The 15,718-nt window shown below is 59.8% G+C and carries 15 protein-coding genes; 14 read left to right on the top strand and 1 reads right to left on the bottom strand.

Annotation, left to right across the window (positions count from 1 at the left end):
- Nucleotides 1-69 precede the first annotated feature (69 nt).
- The 14 genes from mnmG (at nt 70) to B0G81_RS25310 (ending at nt 14,920) form a co-directional block, all read left to right on the top strand.
- On the top strand, nt 70-2,028 hold the full coding sequence (gene mnmG / locus B0G81_RS25375; protein WP_134138745.1) for a tRNA uridine-5-carboxymethylaminomethyl(34) synthesis enzyme MnmG: 1,959 nt from the start codon (nt 70-72) through the stop codon (nt 2,026-2,028).
- On the top strand, nt 2,025-2,708 hold the full coding sequence (gene rsmG, locus B0G81_RS25370; RefSeq protein WP_134138743.1) for a 16S rRNA (guanine(527)-N(7))-methyltransferase RsmG: 684 nt from the start codon (nt 2,025-2,027) through the stop codon (nt 2,706-2,708). The genes mnmG and rsmG overlap by 4 nt, the downstream gene beginning before the upstream one ends.
- Before the next feature lie 91 nt (nt 2,709-2,799).
- On the top strand, nt 2,800-3,591 hold the full coding sequence (locus B0G81_RS25365) for a ParA family protein (RefSeq protein ID WP_116118565.1): 792 nt from the start codon (nt 2,800-2,802) through the stop codon (nt 3,589-3,591).
- An 18-nt stretch (nt 3,592-3,609) separates the two neighbouring features.
- Complete coding sequence (locus tag B0G81_RS25360) at nt 3,610-4,497, top strand: ParB/RepB/Spo0J family partition protein (RefSeq protein WP_121306970.1); 888 nt, start codon at nt 3,610-3,612, stop codon at nt 4,495-4,497.
- Between the two features lie 810 nt (nt 4,498-5,307).
- Nucleotides 5,308-5,853, top strand: coding sequence for an ATP synthase subunit I (locus B0G81_RS25355; RefSeq protein ID WP_134138738.1), 546 nt, complete (start codon nt 5,308-5,310; stop codon nt 5,851-5,853).
- A gap of 163 nt (nt 5,854-6,016) precedes the next feature.
- Nucleotides 6,017-6,868 carry a F0F1 ATP synthase subunit A gene (gene atpB, locus B0G81_RS25350; protein ID WP_106284871.1) on the top strand — a complete coding sequence of 284 codons (852 nt, stop codon included), beginning with the start codon at nt 6,017-6,019 and terminating at the stop codon, nt 6,866-6,868.
- Nucleotides 6,869-6,956: 88 nt separating this feature from the next.
- The gene (atpE, locus tag B0G81_RS25345) at nt 6,957-7,226 is read left to right on the top strand and encodes a F0F1 ATP synthase subunit C (protein WP_007180033.1); all 270 of its coding nucleotides are present in this window, start codon (nt 6,957-6,959) and stop codon (nt 7,224-7,226) included.
- A gap of 136 nt (nt 7,227-7,362) precedes the next feature.
- On the top strand, nt 7,363-7,833 hold the full coding sequence (locus B0G81_RS25340) for a F0F1 ATP synthase subunit B (protein WP_106284870.1): 471 nt from the start codon (nt 7,363-7,365) through the stop codon (nt 7,831-7,833).
- A 2-nt stretch (nt 7,834-7,835) separates the two neighbouring features.
- Nucleotides 7,836-8,375: a F0F1 ATP synthase subunit delta gene (locus B0G81_RS25335; protein ID WP_006050846.1), complete on the top strand. Its 540-nt coding sequence runs from the start codon at nt 7,836-7,838 to the stop codon at nt 8,373-8,375.
- Between the two features lie 58 nt (nt 8,376-8,433).
- Complete coding sequence (gene atpA, locus B0G81_RS25330; protein WP_116118562.1) at nt 8,434-9,975, top strand: F0F1 ATP synthase subunit alpha; 1,542 nt, start codon at nt 8,434-8,436, stop codon at nt 9,973-9,975.
- A 139-nt stretch (nt 9,976-10,114) separates the two neighbouring features.
- Nucleotides 10,115-10,999, top strand: coding sequence for a F0F1 ATP synthase subunit gamma (gene atpG, locus B0G81_RS25325; protein WP_106284868.1), 885 nt, complete (start codon nt 10,115-10,117; stop codon nt 10,997-10,999).
- Nucleotides 11,000-11,101: 102 nt separating this feature from the next.
- Nucleotides 11,102-12,496, top strand: coding sequence for a F0F1 ATP synthase subunit beta (atpD, locus tag B0G81_RS25320; RefSeq protein WP_116143580.1), 1,395 nt, complete (start codon nt 11,102-11,104; stop codon nt 12,494-12,496).
- A gap of 69 nt (nt 12,497-12,565) precedes the next feature.
- Entirely contained in the window at nt 12,566-12,991 is a 426-nt protein-coding gene (locus tag B0G81_RS25315) for a F0F1 ATP synthase subunit epsilon (protein ID WP_012434800.1), read from the top strand.
- Between the two features lie 198 nt (nt 12,992-13,189).
- The gene (locus B0G81_RS25310; RefSeq protein ID WP_134138735.1) at nt 13,190-14,920 is read left to right on the top strand and encodes an AMP-binding protein; all 1,731 of its coding nucleotides are present in this window, start codon (nt 13,190-13,192) and stop codon (nt 14,918-14,920) included.
- Nucleotides 14,921-15,314: 394 nt separating this feature from the next.
- Here B0G81_RS25310 and B0G81_RS43795 read toward each other — a convergent pair whose 3' ends face one another.
- The gene (locus tag B0G81_RS43795; protein WP_166679060.1) at nt 15,315-15,674 is read right to left on the bottom strand and encodes a hypothetical protein; all 360 of its coding nucleotides are present in this window, start codon (nt 15,672-15,674) and stop codon (nt 15,315-15,317) included.
- Nucleotides 15,675-15,718: the final 44 nt, after the last annotated feature.

Genomic DNA, 15,718 nt, shown 5'->3' with positions numbered 1-15,718 from the left:
CGAACCCGTTATAATTCGCTCATACTTTCCTTTGAAGGCTCACGCGATGATCTGGCGTGAGATCTCGCGATGCTCTTTCCCACAGAATTTGACGTAATCGTCGTCGGCGGTGGTCATGCCGGCACCGAAGCCGCTTTAGCTTCGGCGCGCATGGGTAATACCACTCTCCTGTTGACCCACAATATCGAAACCCTCGGCCAGATGAGTTGCAATCCGTCTATTGGCGGCATTGGCAAGGGCCATCTCGTGAAGGAAGTCGATGCGCTCGGCGGCGCAATGGCGGCCGCGACGGACGAGGGCGGCATTCAGTTCCGCATCCTGAATTCGTCGAAGGGTCCGGCCGTTCGTGCGACGCGCGCCCAGGCTGACCGTCTGCTGTATAAGCAGGCTATCCGGCATCGGCTGGAGAATCAGCCGAATCTGTGGCTTTTCCAGCAAGCAGTGGACGATCTGATGGTGGAGGGCGATCGCGTCGTTGGTGCTGTGACGCAGGTGGGAATTCGTTTTCGCGCGCGCGCCGTGGTCTTGACCGCCGGGACGTTCCTCGACGGCAAGATTCACGTGGGTTTGAACAACTACACCGGCGGCCGCGCCGGCGATCCGGCCGCGGTGTCGTTGTCCGCGCGTCTGAAGGAACTGAAGCTGCCACAAGGTCGCCTTAAGACGGGGACGCCGCCGCGAATCGACGGCCGGACGATCGATTTCTCCCAACTCGAGGAGCAGCCGGGCGATCTGGATCCGGTGCCCGTCTTCTCGTTTCTTGGGCGCGTTGAGCAGCATCCGCGGCAAGTGCCATGCTGGGTGACGCACACCAACGAGCGCACGCACGACATCATTCGCGGCGGTCTCGACCGTTCGCCGATGTACACCGGCGTGATCGAGGGGGTGGGGCCGCGCTATTGCCCGTCGATCGAAGACAAGATTCACCGATTCGCGTCGAAGGAATCGCATCAGATCTTTCTCGAACCGGAAGGCCTGACGACCAATGAGTTCTATCCCAACGGAATTTCCACAAGCCTGCCGTTCGATGTGCAGCTGGAACTCGTGCGTTCAATGCGCGGGTTGGAGCACGCACACATCCTGCGGCCGGGCTATGCGATCGAGTATGACTACTTCGACCCGCGCGGGCTGAAGGCATCGCTCGAAACCAAGGTGATCCATGGGCTGTTCTTCGCCGGTCAGATCAACGGTACGACTGGCTATGAAGAGGCGGCGGCGCAGGGTCTGCTGGCGGGCATCAATGCAGGTCTGTTTGTGCAAGGGAAGGAAGCGTGGTGCCCGCGCCGCGATGAGGCTTATCTCGGCGTGCTCGTCGACGATCTGGTGACGCGTGGCGTGTCCGAGCCCTATCGCATGTTTACAAGCCGCGCGGAGTATCGCTTGAGCTTGCGCGAAGACAATGCAGATATGCGCCTGACGGAGATTGGTCGTGAACTTGGTGTCGTCGACGACATCCGCTGGGACGCTTTCAGCCGCAAGCGCGATGCTGTTTCACGTGAAACAGAGCGTCTTCGCACGACGTGGGTTAATCCTAAGACCTTACCGGCAGACGAGGCGACTGCGTTGCTGGGCAAGCCGATCGACCACGAGTACAGCCTGGCGGACCTGCTGCGTCGACCGGGCGTGTCCTACGACGGGGTTTGCGGCTTGCGCGCTGGCGCCTGCGCCGCGCCGGAGACCTTGGCCGAAGACGATGTTCTGCTTGCCCAGATCAAGGAGCAGATCGAAATCGGCATTAAATATCAGGGCTATATCGAGCGCCAGGCTGGCGAAATCGAGCGAAACGAGGCGCACGAGAGCACGCGCTTACCTGACGGGCTGGACTATGCGGAAGTTCGCGGGCTGTCATTTGAAGCACGCCAGAAGCTAACGCAATTCCGCCCGGAGACCATTGGCCAGGCGTCGCGTATTTCGGGCATTACGCCGGCGGCGATTTCCTTGCTGATGGTCCATCTGAAGCGCGGGTTGGGCCGTCGTCCGACGAAACCCGCCGAACCTGGCACAGACAGCACGCCGGTGACGCAATGACGATGAGCCAGAAGGGGAGTGGCCGGGAAGCGTTGGCGCCGGTGCTTGAGGCCGGTGTTCGCGAACTCGGGCTCAAGTTGAGTGACGCGCAACTCGGCAAACTGCTCGACTATGTCGCGTTGTTGTCGAAGTGGAACGCCGTCTATAACCTCACGGCGATCCGCGATCCACGCCAGATGCTGGTTCAGCACATTCTGGATTCGCTTTCGATCGTGCCGCACCTCGGCCCGCTGGGCCCGTCCTCCGTGCTCGACGTTGGCTCGGGTGGCGGTCTGCCGGGCATTGTGCTGGCGATTGTCCTGCCAGAATGGACCGTGACCGTGAACGACATCGTTCACAAAAAGACGGCGTTCCAGGCACAGGCCAAGGCTGAACTCGGCCTTGCGAATCTCTCCGTGGTAACCGGCCGGGTCGAGACTTTGCAGCCAGGCGCCGAAGTACCGGCAAAGTTCGACGTAATTGTCTCGCGCGCATTCGCAGAACTCGCGGATTTCGTTACACTGGCCCGTCATCTGGTTGCGGAGCAGGGCGCAATCTGGGCCATGAAAGGAGTGCGCCCGGACGGCGAGATCGAACGCTTGTCGGCGGGCGCCCGCGTGGAACAGGTTATCCGGCTGAACGTGCCGTCGCTCGATGCCGAGCGACATCTGATCAAAGTTTTAGTGGATGTCGCCAGCTAGGAGACTAGCGGCTGGCACATACCGGCCTCCTAGCCGCACCGGCATCACACGATTTTTACTTCATCCAAGCTGCAAAAGGGACACTCCAACGATGGCAAAAATCTTCTGCGTTGCGAACCAGAAGGGCGGCGTCGGCAAAACGACGACCACAGTCAATCTGGCCGCGAGCTTGGCAGCGCAGGGACAGCGAGTCCTACTCATCGACCTGGACCCGCAGGGCAACGCCACGATGGGCAGCGGCATCGATAAGGCTGCGTGCGCAAACACCGTCTACGAAGTGCTGGTGGACGGCGTTGCGGTTGCCGATGCGCGAGTGCGCCCGGAGGCTGTCGATTACGACGTGCTGCCCGCGAACCGCGAACTCGCCGGCGCCGAAGTCGAATTGGTCAGTGTGCAGAACCGTGAGCGGCAATTGAAGATTGCACTCGCGGCAGTCGAAAACGAATATGATTTCGTGCTGATCGACTGCCCGCCGGCCTTGTCGCTGCTGACCCTCAATGGCCTGTGCGCCGCGCACGGCGTCGTGATCCCGATGCAGTGCGAATACTTCGCACTCGAAGGCCTGTCCGATCTGGTCAACACCATCAAACAGGTGCACGCGAACCTCAACCGCGACCTGAAGGTGATCGGTCTGTTGCGCGTGATGTTCGACCCGCGCATCACGCTGCAGCAGCAAGTCTCGGATCAGCTGAAAGAGCATTTCGGCGACAAGGTGTTCGACGTGGTGATCCCGCGCAACGTGCGTCTCGCCGAGGCACCGAGCTACGGTTTGCCGGGCGTGGTGTTCGACAGGGCATCGCGCGGTGCGCAGGCGTATGTGCAGTTCGGCGCGGAAATGATTGAGCGGGTGCGCGCATTGAATGACGCGCCCCAGGCATCCTAAGCGGATCGAGGAAGCACGATGAACGCAGTAGCGCGAAAGAAGGGATTGGGCCGCGGTCTGGAAGCCTTGCTGGGCGGTACGGCAGACATCACCGAGGCAGTAACGATTGAAGGTGCGCCGAATGTGCTGCCGCTCAGCAGGATGCAAGCGGGCAAATATCAGCCACGTACGCGCATGGACGAGGGCGCATTGCAGGAACTGGCGGCCAGTATCCGCGCGCAAGGGGTGATGCAGCCGATTCTCGTGCGTCCTATCTCGGCGGACAAGTACGAGATCATCGCCGGCGAGCGGCGGTTTCGCGCGGCGCGTCTCGCGGGCCTCGAAGAAGTGCCGGTGCTGGTGAAGAACGTGCCGGACCAGGCCGCCGCCGCGATGGCGCTGATCGAGAACATTCAGCGTGAAGATCTGAATCCGCTGGAAGAAGCGCAGGGGATCCAGCGCTTGCTCGACGAGTTCAATTTCACGCACGAACAGGCAGCGGAGTCGGTGGGCCGCTCGCGCAGCGCGGTATCGAATCTGCTGCGTCTGCTTAACCTGGCGTCGCCCGTACAAACGATGCTGCTGGCCGGCGATCTCGACATGGGCCACGCCCGCGCACTGCTGGCCGTCGACGCCGCGACGCAAATCACGTTGGCCAACCAGGTGGTTAACAAGCGCATGTCGGTGCGCGAAACCGAAAAGCTTGTGACGGCGACTACAAAGGCCGCGCCGGCGGTGAAGGCGCGTGCGAATGGCGATGGCGGCCGCGATACTCGCCGGCTGGAAGAAGAGCTGTCGGACTTGCTGGCGGCGACGGTCAAGATCAAACTCGGCCGACGCGGGCGCGGCCAGGTGCTGGTGGACTTCGGCGATCTGGATGCGTTGGAGGGCATTCTGGTCCGCTTGCGTGGTAACGCCACCGCCTGATTGACGAGCTGACCGGCAAGTGCACCTGATAGCTTGCGATAAGGCCTGTTGCCAATCGCAAGCTATTGGATTCGCCGTGGATCATTTGACGCGGCGGGTTTGCAAAAGGCGCATGGCTTCTTTGATCGGATTTTGCGACCTACCAGTGATCCATATCAACGTCCGACGGATTCCTAAATAAAGTGGCGTGAGATAATCAGGATTACTCATATATCCGGTCATTTCACGGGCGCTTGCTGGCCGCGAGGATTGGGGCCGTCGGCGTCGCGATACGGGGCATTTGAGCCCAACTGGTCTCAGGAGCCGCGAAGCGGCCAGGTCGCAATCTCCATGGGACAACTTTGGCGAGGAGGGCGTGTCCCAAGCAAATGCTGAAAGTTGACCGCCTCCTCGCCGGCACATTGATTCAGCGCAAGCGAGGGGATACTTCTCGACAACCCTTTCTCGTGGATATTCCCGTTGCGCCTACCCGGCAGTGCCCGCAATGTCCATATGCTTGGGCAAAAATCGGCGTTTGTTGCATTTTCGAGACGTCTGCTACGGCGTTTAAACGAGCCATCAGCGGAGACAAATTCTTCCTTCTTAGGCAGCGTGTTTTGGCACTCCCCGACAGCCTTACATTTGACGTGTTTCGCCCGGTGAAACAGGCGCTCCCGCATGGTGAGGAGCCTTTTCACACTGGTTATTGAACGGCCTAAAGTCTTGAATTGCCTGCAACTATCGCTTACAATCGCCCGGATTTAATTGCACGGGAACCCCGTAAGCGCAGCGTAAGCTCGCGGGCTGGAACAAGACTTTCGGAACACTGCGATGGCGGTCAAAACGTCGAATCAAGCGCCGAAGAATGGGCACGACGAACACCGCGCTGAACGCAAGGCTTCCGTTGCGTCCACCGGTCAGCAAGCAACACCTGACGAAGCGTGGGATGTCGAGCAGCAAGATAACAATATCGTTCCGCTCACGCGGGCCGAAGCTGAAAAGCTATTTGGTCCCACTGTGAGCCGTCCATCGCGCGTCACGCCCTTCAAGGTCGTGGCAGCGCAAATGGTTTTGTCCCTGGGTGCTACGCTGGTGTGGTGGCTGTTCTACAAGCCGCCGGGCGCTGCTGCGCTGTCCGCGTTCCTGGGAGGAGCGATCTGCTGGGTGCCGAGCGCGTTGTTCGCGGCACGACTGAGAACGCTGAGCGGCGCCGAAACAGCAATGAGCTGGATGATCGGCGAAGCGCTCAAGATGGGGACAACGATCGCGATGTTTGTAGCCATCGCCTTCTGGTATCACGACGTACGCTGGGTTCCGCTGCTCGTGACCTACCTCATCGCGCTCAAGACGTACTGGATCGCCTTAGCCTGGCGCTAACGTAGCGGTAACGAAAGTAGCAGCAATAAATTCAGGCTGGCGCGCAGCGCCGGCATCAGGAGTGCGGATATGACACGATCCGCGCCCGGCGTGTTCCCGCAATACAGCATTGCTGCGGGAGCGGCCTAAGACGATTTTCGACAATTTGGGTGGCATTAACGATATGGCAGCTAGCGAAGGCACGCGCGCTCTGGATCCGTCCGAGTACATCGCGCACCACTTGCAGAACTTTTCCACCGCGCACCAGACGTCGATTTTCGACATTCACGTCTGGAATCTGGACACCCTTTTTTGGTCGATCGTTTGCGGTCTGGCCACGATCCTGATTCTGCATCTTGCTGCCCGCAAGGCAACGTCCGGCGTGCCGGGTCGTTTCCAATGCGCGATCGAAATGCTGGTTGAAATGGTCGAGGACCAATCGAAGTCGATGATCCACGGCACGCGCACCTTCATTGCGCCGCTGGCGTTGACCGTGTTCGTCTGGGTTGCCCTCATGAACTCGCTCGACTTCATCCCCGTCGATCTGCCGGGCCGCGTGATCGGTTGGCTGGGTCTGTCGGAAGTCATCCCCCATCACCGCATCGTGCCGACCGCCGACCTGAACGGCACGCTCGGCATCGCACTCGGCGTGTTCGCGCTGATGATTTACTACAACTTCAAGATCAAGGGCGCGGGCGGCTTCGTACATGAATTGCTGTCCGCTCCGTTCGGTGCGCATCCGCTCCTGTGGATCCCGAACCTTGCATTGAACATCATCGAGTTCGTCGCAAAGACGGTCTCGCTCGGCATGCGGCTGTTCGGCAACATGTACGCGGGCGAACTGTTGTTCCTGCTGATTGCCCTGCTCGGCAGCATGTGGGGTTTCGGCGCGGACGCGTCGGTGCTCGGCTTCATCGGCCACGTCATCGCTGGCACGGTTTGGGCGATCTTCCACATCCTGATCGTTCTGCTGCAAGCATTCATTTTCATGATGCTGACGCTGGTGTACATCGGCCAGGCACACGACAGCCACTAATCGCGGCTTGTCGAACGACGTTTTAGTTTTGTTTCATTTAAATCCCAGTTCCAACCAGTTCTAAAAGACTTTTCACAAAGGAGTGATCATGCAAGCTTTCATCGCCAACATCCAGGGTCTGACCGCCATCGGTATCGGCATCATCATCGGCCTGGGTGCAATCGGCGCCTGTATCGGTATCGGCCTGATGGGCGGCAAGTACATCGAAGCATGTGCACGTCAGCCGGAACTGATGAACCCGCTGCAAACCAAGATGTTCCTGCTGGCTGGTCTGATCGATGCGGCGTTCCTGATTGGCGTTGGTGTGGCAATGCTGTTTGCGTTCGCGAACCCGCTGCTGTCGAAGCTGGCAGGCTGAGGTTCCTCGGAAGTTTGCGCCTGAGCTATAACTAGTGAGGGCGCAGGGCGGAACGGGCACTCGGGCGCTGATCGAACAGAATCGATGAGCGCCTTGCCGTTTCACTTTCCGAACTAGCAACGTTTAAGGAAACACCGTGAATCTCAACGCAACCCTGTTTGCGCAAATGGTCGTGTTCCTGATCCTCGCGTGGTTCACGATGAAGTTCGTGTGGCCGCCGCTGATCAACGCCCTCGACGAGCGCTCGAAGAAGATTGCTGACGGTTTGTCGGCTGCCGAAAAGGGCAAGGCAGAACTCGAAGCCGCTCACAAGCGCGTCGACCAGGAACTCGCTCAGGCACGCAACGACGGTCAGCAACGTATTGCTGACGCAGAAAAGCGCGCTGTGGCAGTCGCTGACGAAATCAAGGCTCAAGCACAGGCTGAAGCCGCTCGCATCATCGCGCAAGCGAAGGCCGACGCGGACCAGCAAGTCGTGAAGGCGCGCGAAACGCTGCGCGGTGAAGTCGCCGCACTCGCTGTGAAGGGCGCTGAACAGATCCTGAAGCGCGAAGTCGACCAGGCAGCTCACGCTGACCTGCTGAATCAACTGAAAGCCGAGCTCTGATCATGGCCGAACTTGCAACCATCGCCCGTCCGTACGCAGAAGCGCTGTTTGGCGTGGCCGAAGCTGGTGACATCGCCGCCTGGTCCACGCTCGTGCAGGAGCTGGCACAGGTTGCGCGTCTGCCCGAAGTGCTGTCGATCGCCTCGAGCCCGAAAGTAAGCCGCGCCCAGGTCAGCGAACTGCTGCTGGCCGCGGTCAAGTCGCCGCTCAAGGACAACGCGCAAGCGAAGAATCTGGTGCAAATGCTGGTGGACAACCATCGTCTGCAATTGCTGCCGGAAATTGCTGTGCAGTTCGAAGAGTTGAAGAACGCCCGCGAAGGGGCGGCCGATGTGCTGATCGTCAGCGCATTCCCGCTCGAAGGCGCGCAGTTGAACGACCTCGTCGCAAGTCTCGAACGCAAGTTCAAACGCAAGCTGAAGCCGACGGTCGAGATCGACTCGTCGCTGATCGGCGGCGTGCGCGTGACGGTCGGCGATGAAGTGCTCGATACCTCGGTCCGCGCGCGGCTTGCCAGCATGCAAACGGCTCTGACGGCCTGAAGCGCCTTATGCGCTGAAGCGGCTGGCACGCAACAGAATTGACTATCAGGAGCGAATAATGCAACTCAATCCCTCTGAGATCAGCGAGCTGATCAAGAGCCGGATCCAGGGCCTTGAAGCGAGCGCAGACGTTCGCAACCAGGGCACTGTGATCTCCGTGACCGACGGTATCGTGCGTATTCACGGCCTGTCGGAAGTGATGCAGGGCGAAATGCTCGAATTCCCGGGCAACACCTTCGGTCTCGCACTGAACCTCGAGCGCGACTCGGTCGGCGCCGTGATTCTGGGTGAGTACGAACACATTTCGGAAGGCGACATCGTCAAGACGACGGGCCGCATTCTGGAAGTGCCGGTGGGTCCGGAACTGCTCGGCCGCGTGGTCGACGCACTCGGCAACCCGATCGACGGCAAGGGCCCGATCAACGCGAAAAAGACCGACGCAATCGAAAAGATTGCTCCGGGCGTGATCTGGCGTAAGTCGGTTTCGGAACCGGTCCAAACCGGTCTGAAGTCGATCGACGCGATGGTGCCGGTTGGCCGTGGCCAGCGCGAGCTGATCATCGGCGACCGCCAGTGCGGCAAGACCGCAGTCGCAGTCGACGCGATCATCAACCAGAAGGGCAAGAACCTCTTCTGTATCTACGTCGCGATCGGCCAGAAGGCTTCGTCGATCATGAACGTGGTGCGCAAGCTGGAAGAGACCGGCGCGCTGGAATACACGATCGTCGTGGCCGCTTCGGCTTCGGAATCGGCTGCCATGCAATATCTGGCACCGTACGCCGGCTGCACGATGGGCGAATACTTCCGCGACCGCGGTCAAGACGCGCTGATCGTTTATGACGACTTGACCAAGCAAGCTTGGGCATACCGTCAGATCTCGCTGCTGCTGCGCCGCCCGCCGGGCCGTGAAGCGTATCCGGGCGACGTGTTCTATCTGCACTCGCGTCTGCTGGAGCGCGCTGCTCGCGTGTCGGAAGACTACGTCGAGAAGTTCACCAACGGCGAAGTGAAGGGCAAGAGCGGTTCGCTGACGGCACTGCCGGTCATTGAAACGCAAGCCGGCGACGTGACCGCATTCGTTCCGACGAACGTGATCTCGATTACCGACGGCCAGATCTTCCTGGAAACCGACCTCTTCAACGCAGGTATCCGCCCGGCAATTAACGCCGGCGTGTCGGTGTCGCGCGTTGGTGGTGCGGCTCAGACGAAGGTCGTGAAGAAGCTGTCGGGCGGTATCCGTACCGACCTCGCGCAGTACCGTGAACTGGCTGCCTTCGCGCAGTTCGCATCGGACCTTGACGAAGCCACCCGCAAGCAACTGGAGCGCGGCCGTCGCGTGACGGAACTGCTGAAGCAGCCGCAATATCAGCCGCTGCAAGTGTGGGAACTGGCTGTCGCGCTGTTCGCAGCGAACAACGGCTACCTCGACGATCTGGAAGTTGCACAAGTGCTGCCGTTCGAAAAGGGCCTGCGCGACTACCTGAAGACGAAGCACGCTGACCTGATCAAGCGCGTCGAAGACACCAAGGAACTCTCGAAGGACGACGAAGCCCTGCTGCACACGGCTCTCAAAGACTTCAAGAAGTCCGGCGCTTATTGATCCGCGAGTGACCCGCAAGGCATAAACGGACCTTGAAGCGGCGCGGGCCGCAGGCAACTGAACCCGCGCTGCTTCGATCGCTTTGCATGGGACCCGAGTGAGCGCTGAAGCGCTGACTCGGGCCGACAAGGAGCAAGCAATGGCTGGAATGAAGGAAATTCGCGGCAAGATCAAGAGCGTGCAAAACACGCGCAAGATCACGAAAGCGATGGAGATGGTGGCCGCATCGAAGATGCGCCGCGCTCAGGAGCGCATGCGCGCTGCTCGCCCGTACGCCGACAAGGTCCGCGATATCGCTGCGCACATGAGCCGTGCGAACCCGGAGTATCGTCACCCGTTCATGGTGTCGAACGAAGGCGCGAAGGCGGCCGGCATCATCCTCGTCACGACCGACAAAGGTCTGTGCGGCGGTATGAACACCAACGTGCTGCGCGCGTCGCTGCAGAAGTTCAAGGAACTGGAAGGCCAGGGCAAGACGATCGAAGCAACTGCGATCGGCACCAAGGGTCTGGGTTTCCTGAACCGTTTGCGCGCCAAGGTAGTGTCGAATGTCGTGCATCTGGGCGACACGCCGCATCTGGAAAAGCTGATTGGCGCGGTGAAGGTGCAGCTCGACTTGTACTCCGAAGGCAAGGTTTCGGCGGTGTACCTCGCGTACACGCGCTTCGTCAACACGATGAAGCAGGAGCCGGTGATCGAGCAACTGCTGCCGCTGTCGGCAGACCAGTTCGAGCGCAAGGAAGAAGACGGCACGACGCCGAGCACGCAGTGGGACTACATCTACGAGCCGGATGCGCAGGCAGTGGTGGACGAACTGCTGGTGCGTTATGTCGAAGCGCTGGTCTATCAGGCCGTCGCGGAAAACATGGCATCGGAACAGTCGGCACGCATGGTCGCGATGAAGGCCGCTTCGGACAATGCGAAGACGGTCATCAACGAACTGCAGCTCGTGTACAACAAGAGCCGTCAGGCCGCGATCACGAAAGAACTGTCGGAAATCGTCGGTGGCGCGGCGGCAGTCTGACCTTGACGGTCAGGCACGCCGCTTCGTGTGCGCCTTCGCGGCGCACCCCATCGAAACTGCGCCTTTGCGCGAGTGAAGAATTAAGTATCTAAAGGAAAAGCGATGAGTACTACTGCTTTGGTAGAAGGCAAGATCGTACAGTGCATCGGCGCGGTGATCGACGTGGAATTCCCGCGTGACCACATGCCGAAGATTTACGACGCGCTCATTCTCGACGGTTCGGAACTGACCCTCGAAGTCCAGCAACAGCTGGGCGACGGCGTCGTCCGTACCATCTGTCTGGGTGCATCGGACGGTTTGCGCCGCGGTACGACGGTGAAGAACACCGGCAAGCCGATCAGCGTGCCGGTCGGCAAGCCGACCCTTGGCCGTATCATGGACGTGCTGGGTCGTCCGATCGACGAAGCCGGTCCGATCAACTCGGACGTGGTTCGCGGTATTCACCAGAAGGCTCCGGCGTTCGACGAACTGTCGCCGTCGACGGAACTGCTCGAAACCGGCATCAAGGTTATCGACCTGATCTGCCCGTTCGCCAAGGGCGGTAAGGTGGGCCTGTTCGGTGGCGCCGGCGTGGGCAAGACCGTGAACATGATGGAACTGATCAACAACATCGCTAAGGAACACGGTGGTTATTCCGTGTTCGCCGGTGTTGGCGAGCGTACCCGTGAAGGGAACGACTTCTATCACGAAATGAAGGACTCGAACGTTCTCGACAAGGTCGCGCTGGTGTACGGCCAGATGAACGAGCCGCCGGGCAACCGTCTGCGCGTCGCGCTGACCGGTCTGACGATGGCTGAGCACTTCCGTGACGAAGGTCTCGACGTGCTGTTCTTCGTCGACAACATCTACCGTTTCACTCTGGCAGGCACGGAAGTGTCAGCTCTGCTCGGCCGTATGCCGTCAGCAGTGGGCTATCAGCCTACTTTGGCTGAAGAAATGGGTAAGCTGCAAGAGCGTATTACGTCGACCAAGACCGGCTCGATCACGTCGGTTCAGGCTGTGTACGTCCCTGCGGATGACTTGACCGACCCGTCGCCGGCTACGACTTTCGGCCACCTGGACGCAACCGTCGTGTTGTCGCGTGACATCGCTTCGCTGGGTATCTACCCGGCAGTCGACCCGCTCGATTCGACCTCGCGTCAGATCGACCCGAACGTGATTGGCGAAGAGCACTACTCGATCACGCGCGGCGTGCAGCAAACGCTGCAGCGCTACAAGGAACTGCGCGACATTATCGCGATTCTGGGCATGGACGAACTGGCGCCGGAAGACAAGCTCGCCGTGGCGCGCGCTCGTAAGATCCAGCGTTTCCTGTCGCAGCCGTTCCACGTCGCTGAAGTGTTCACGGGCTCGCCGGGCAAGTACGTGCCGCTGAAGGAAACGATCCGTGGCTTCAAGATGATCGTTGACGGCGAGTGTGACCACCTGCCGGAACAAGCGTTCTACATGGTCGGCACGATCGACGAAGCCTTCGAAAAGGCCAAGAAGATCCAGTAAAGGTCGGGTGTATAGAAGCGGGCGCCGGCCAATGTCGGTGCCCTCGAGTTACGCTCACCAGGAGTCGATATGGCAACCATTAAAGTAGACGTCGTCAGCGCGGAAGAGCAGATCTTCTCGGGCCAGGCGAAGTTCGTCGCACTGCCGGGCGAAGCAGGTGAACTCGGTATTCTGCCGGGCCACACGCCGCTCATCACGCGGATTCGTCCGGGTGCGGTGCGCATCGAAGCTGAAAACGGTGAAGAAGAGTTTGTCTTCGTCGCCGGCGGCATCCTCGAAATCCAGCCGGGCGCTGTGACGGTTCTCGCTGACACGGCTATTCGCGGCAAGGATCTCGACGAAGCCAAGGCTGAAGATGCACGCAAGCGTGCGGAAGAAGCGCTGCAGAACACGGGTTCGAACCTCGAATACGCGACCGCGCAAGCGGAACTGGCGTACGCGACGGCTCAGCTCGCTGCGATCCAGCGCCTGCGCAAGCTGCGCGGTCAGAACTAAGCAATACGTATCAGAGAGAAAGCAGCCTTCGTGGCTGCTTTTTTTTGACCTCGACTTGACGTTTACGGAAAGGTAAGAAAAATCATGTTTTCGCGGTGCGGGTAACACTTGATGCCGAACCGACACACGCCGGTGGCACAATCGATTTCAAATTCATTTCAATAGACGAGCTTCCGCTGAGCTCACGGAGACAACACCATGGCAACGCATGTGTCAGGCGAAGGTGCACTCATCGAACCCAAAGACGGGCTGTCGTATGTCCGCGGGTCGACCGACATTCCGCTGAGCGAAGCGACGGTCGGCCGGTTTCTGCGCGACACCGCGGCACGCTTTCCGGATCGTCCGGCCGTGGTGTTTCGGGAGCAACGGATTCGGTGGACCTGGAGGGAGTTCGCTGAAGAAGTCGACATTTTGGCGGCAGGGCTGCTCACACTCGGTATCGCGAAGGGGGACCGCGTGGGCATCTGGTCGCCGAATCGCGTCGAGTGGCTGCTGACCCAGTTTGCGACTGCGCGAATCGGCGCCGTACTGGTCAACATCAATCCGGCCTATCGGCTCGCGGAGCTCGAGTACGCGCTGAATAAGGTTGGCTGCAAGGCGATCATCGCCGCCGAGCGCTTCAAGGCGTCCATGTACCTGGAGATGCTGCAGGAGCTCGCGCCCGAACTGGCCACGCAGGCGCCCGGTGAATTGCACGCGGCAAGGTTGCCCGAGTTGCGCTACGTGATTCGCATGTGCGACACGGAAACGCCCGGCATGCTGACCTTTTCCGATGTGATCGAGCAGGGACGCGCGTCGCTCGACGTGGCCAGGCTCGACGCGATCGGCGCGACGCTCTCGTGCCATGAGCCGATCAATATCCAGTTCACCAGCGGCACGACAGGCAATCCGAAGGGCGCAACGCTGACCCACAGCAACGTGGTGAACAACGCGCGCTACATTGCCATGGCAATGCGGCTGAGCGAGCAGGACGGCTTATGCATTCCGGTGCCGCTGTACCACTGCTTTGGCATGGTGCTGGCCGTGCTGGCGTGCGTGTCGGTTGGCGCCAATATGGTATTTCCAGGCGAAGGCTTCGACCCTGCCGCGACGCTGGCCGCGGTCGCGGAAGAGAAGTGCACTGCGTTGCATGGCGTGCCGACCATGTTCATCGCCGAACTCGATCATCCGAACTTCGCCACCTACGACTTCTCGCGCCTACGCACCGGCATCATGGCGGGCTCGCCTTGTCCGATCGAGACGATGAAGAAGGTCGTTTCCAGAATGCATCTGAGCGAAATCACCATCGCCTATGGCATGACGGAAACCAGTCCGGTCTCGTTCCAAAGCTCGACGACCGATCCGCTCGACAAGCGCACGACAACGGTGGGCCGCATCCAGCCGCATCTCGAAGTGAAAATCGTCGATCCTCTCGGCGAGATCGTGCCGGTGGGCGAAACCGGTGAGCTTTGCACGCGCGGGTATTCGGTGATGCAGGGGTATTGGGGCGACGAGGCGAAGACGCGCGAAAGCATTGTCGATGGCTGGATGCATACGGGCGATTTGGCGACGCTCGACGCAGAAGGCTACTGCAACATCGTCGGCCGTCTGAAGGACATGCTGATTCGCGGCGGCGAGAACATCTATCCGCGCGAAATTGAAGAGTTTCTATTCCGCCACCCGAAGATCCAGAGCGTGCAGGTGTTTGGCGTGCCCGACACAAAGTACGGCGAAGAGGTGTGTGCGTGGGTCGTATTGCGCGCTGGCGAGCAGGCGACAGCCGAAGAGATCCAGCAGTTCTGTCAGGGGCAGATTGCGCACTATAAGGTGCCCAAATACATCCGTTTCGTCGACGAACTGCCCATGACGGTAACCGGCAAAGTGCAGAAGTTCATCATGCGCGAGCGGATGATCAGCGAGTTGAAGCTGCGGGAAGACAAGACGGCGTGACACTCAACGGCTGGTCCGCGCGGCAAGATCATTGCGCGACCCGGATCAGCCAACAGGGCACGAGGAACAAACCAAGTAGAACCAACCGTTCGCCGTACAAGTCGCCAAAAGCCGCGAACGTGCCCGAAACAGCGCGCTACCGCACCGCGCAAACGTTTGGCCAGACGAAAAAAAAGCGGGCCTGGAGCCCGCTAAAAACCACACGCTACGGGGTTAGCGCGAGGAGACCAAAGAAGGAACCGACTGAGACGACGACCCTACGTCGACTACGGCCCCAGCAGGGATGCCCCTTCACAGGGCTTCGGCATAGGCCGACCGGCAAGTGCATCGTATCCGCTCACACCACGCACACAGCCACATCCGTGTTGAAACCGTTGAGGGCATTGTGGGCGAATTAATCTACGAGCGCGGTAACAAAGTGTTTCAGGTTGTAACGCCCGCCAGATAAGGCGCTGCAGGACATATTGCCAAAAAGCGACGATTTAAACGCAATTTTTACCGATGACTCAGTCGCAATTTCATACGCATGATTGATGCTATTCGCGAAGCATAATGCGGCGTAATCCGTTAAGTCGATGCCGCATGAAATGGTTGCACGTTCATCTTTTGGACGAATAATTCCCCGCTTTGCAGGTGCTGGCCCGCAGTCACCAACTTCTGCGATCCAACGTGCGCGGCCGCATTGCGTTGCAGCATTCGTCCGGGCACGCAATTGGGGCGCAAAGACTGCGTTCGCGGCCAGTTGCGATGCCACTATTTTTTGGGTTTTACTTAAAACCGCCCCGTAAGTTACATGAT

Source organism: Paraburkholderia sp. BL6665CI2N2, assembly GCF_004366535.1.
Taxonomy (GTDB): Bacteria; Pseudomonadota; Gammaproteobacteria; order Burkholderiales; family Burkholderiaceae; genus Paraburkholderia.
Note: the sequence above shows the minus strand (reverse complement) of the source record. Positions and strands in the feature narration are given on the sequence as shown.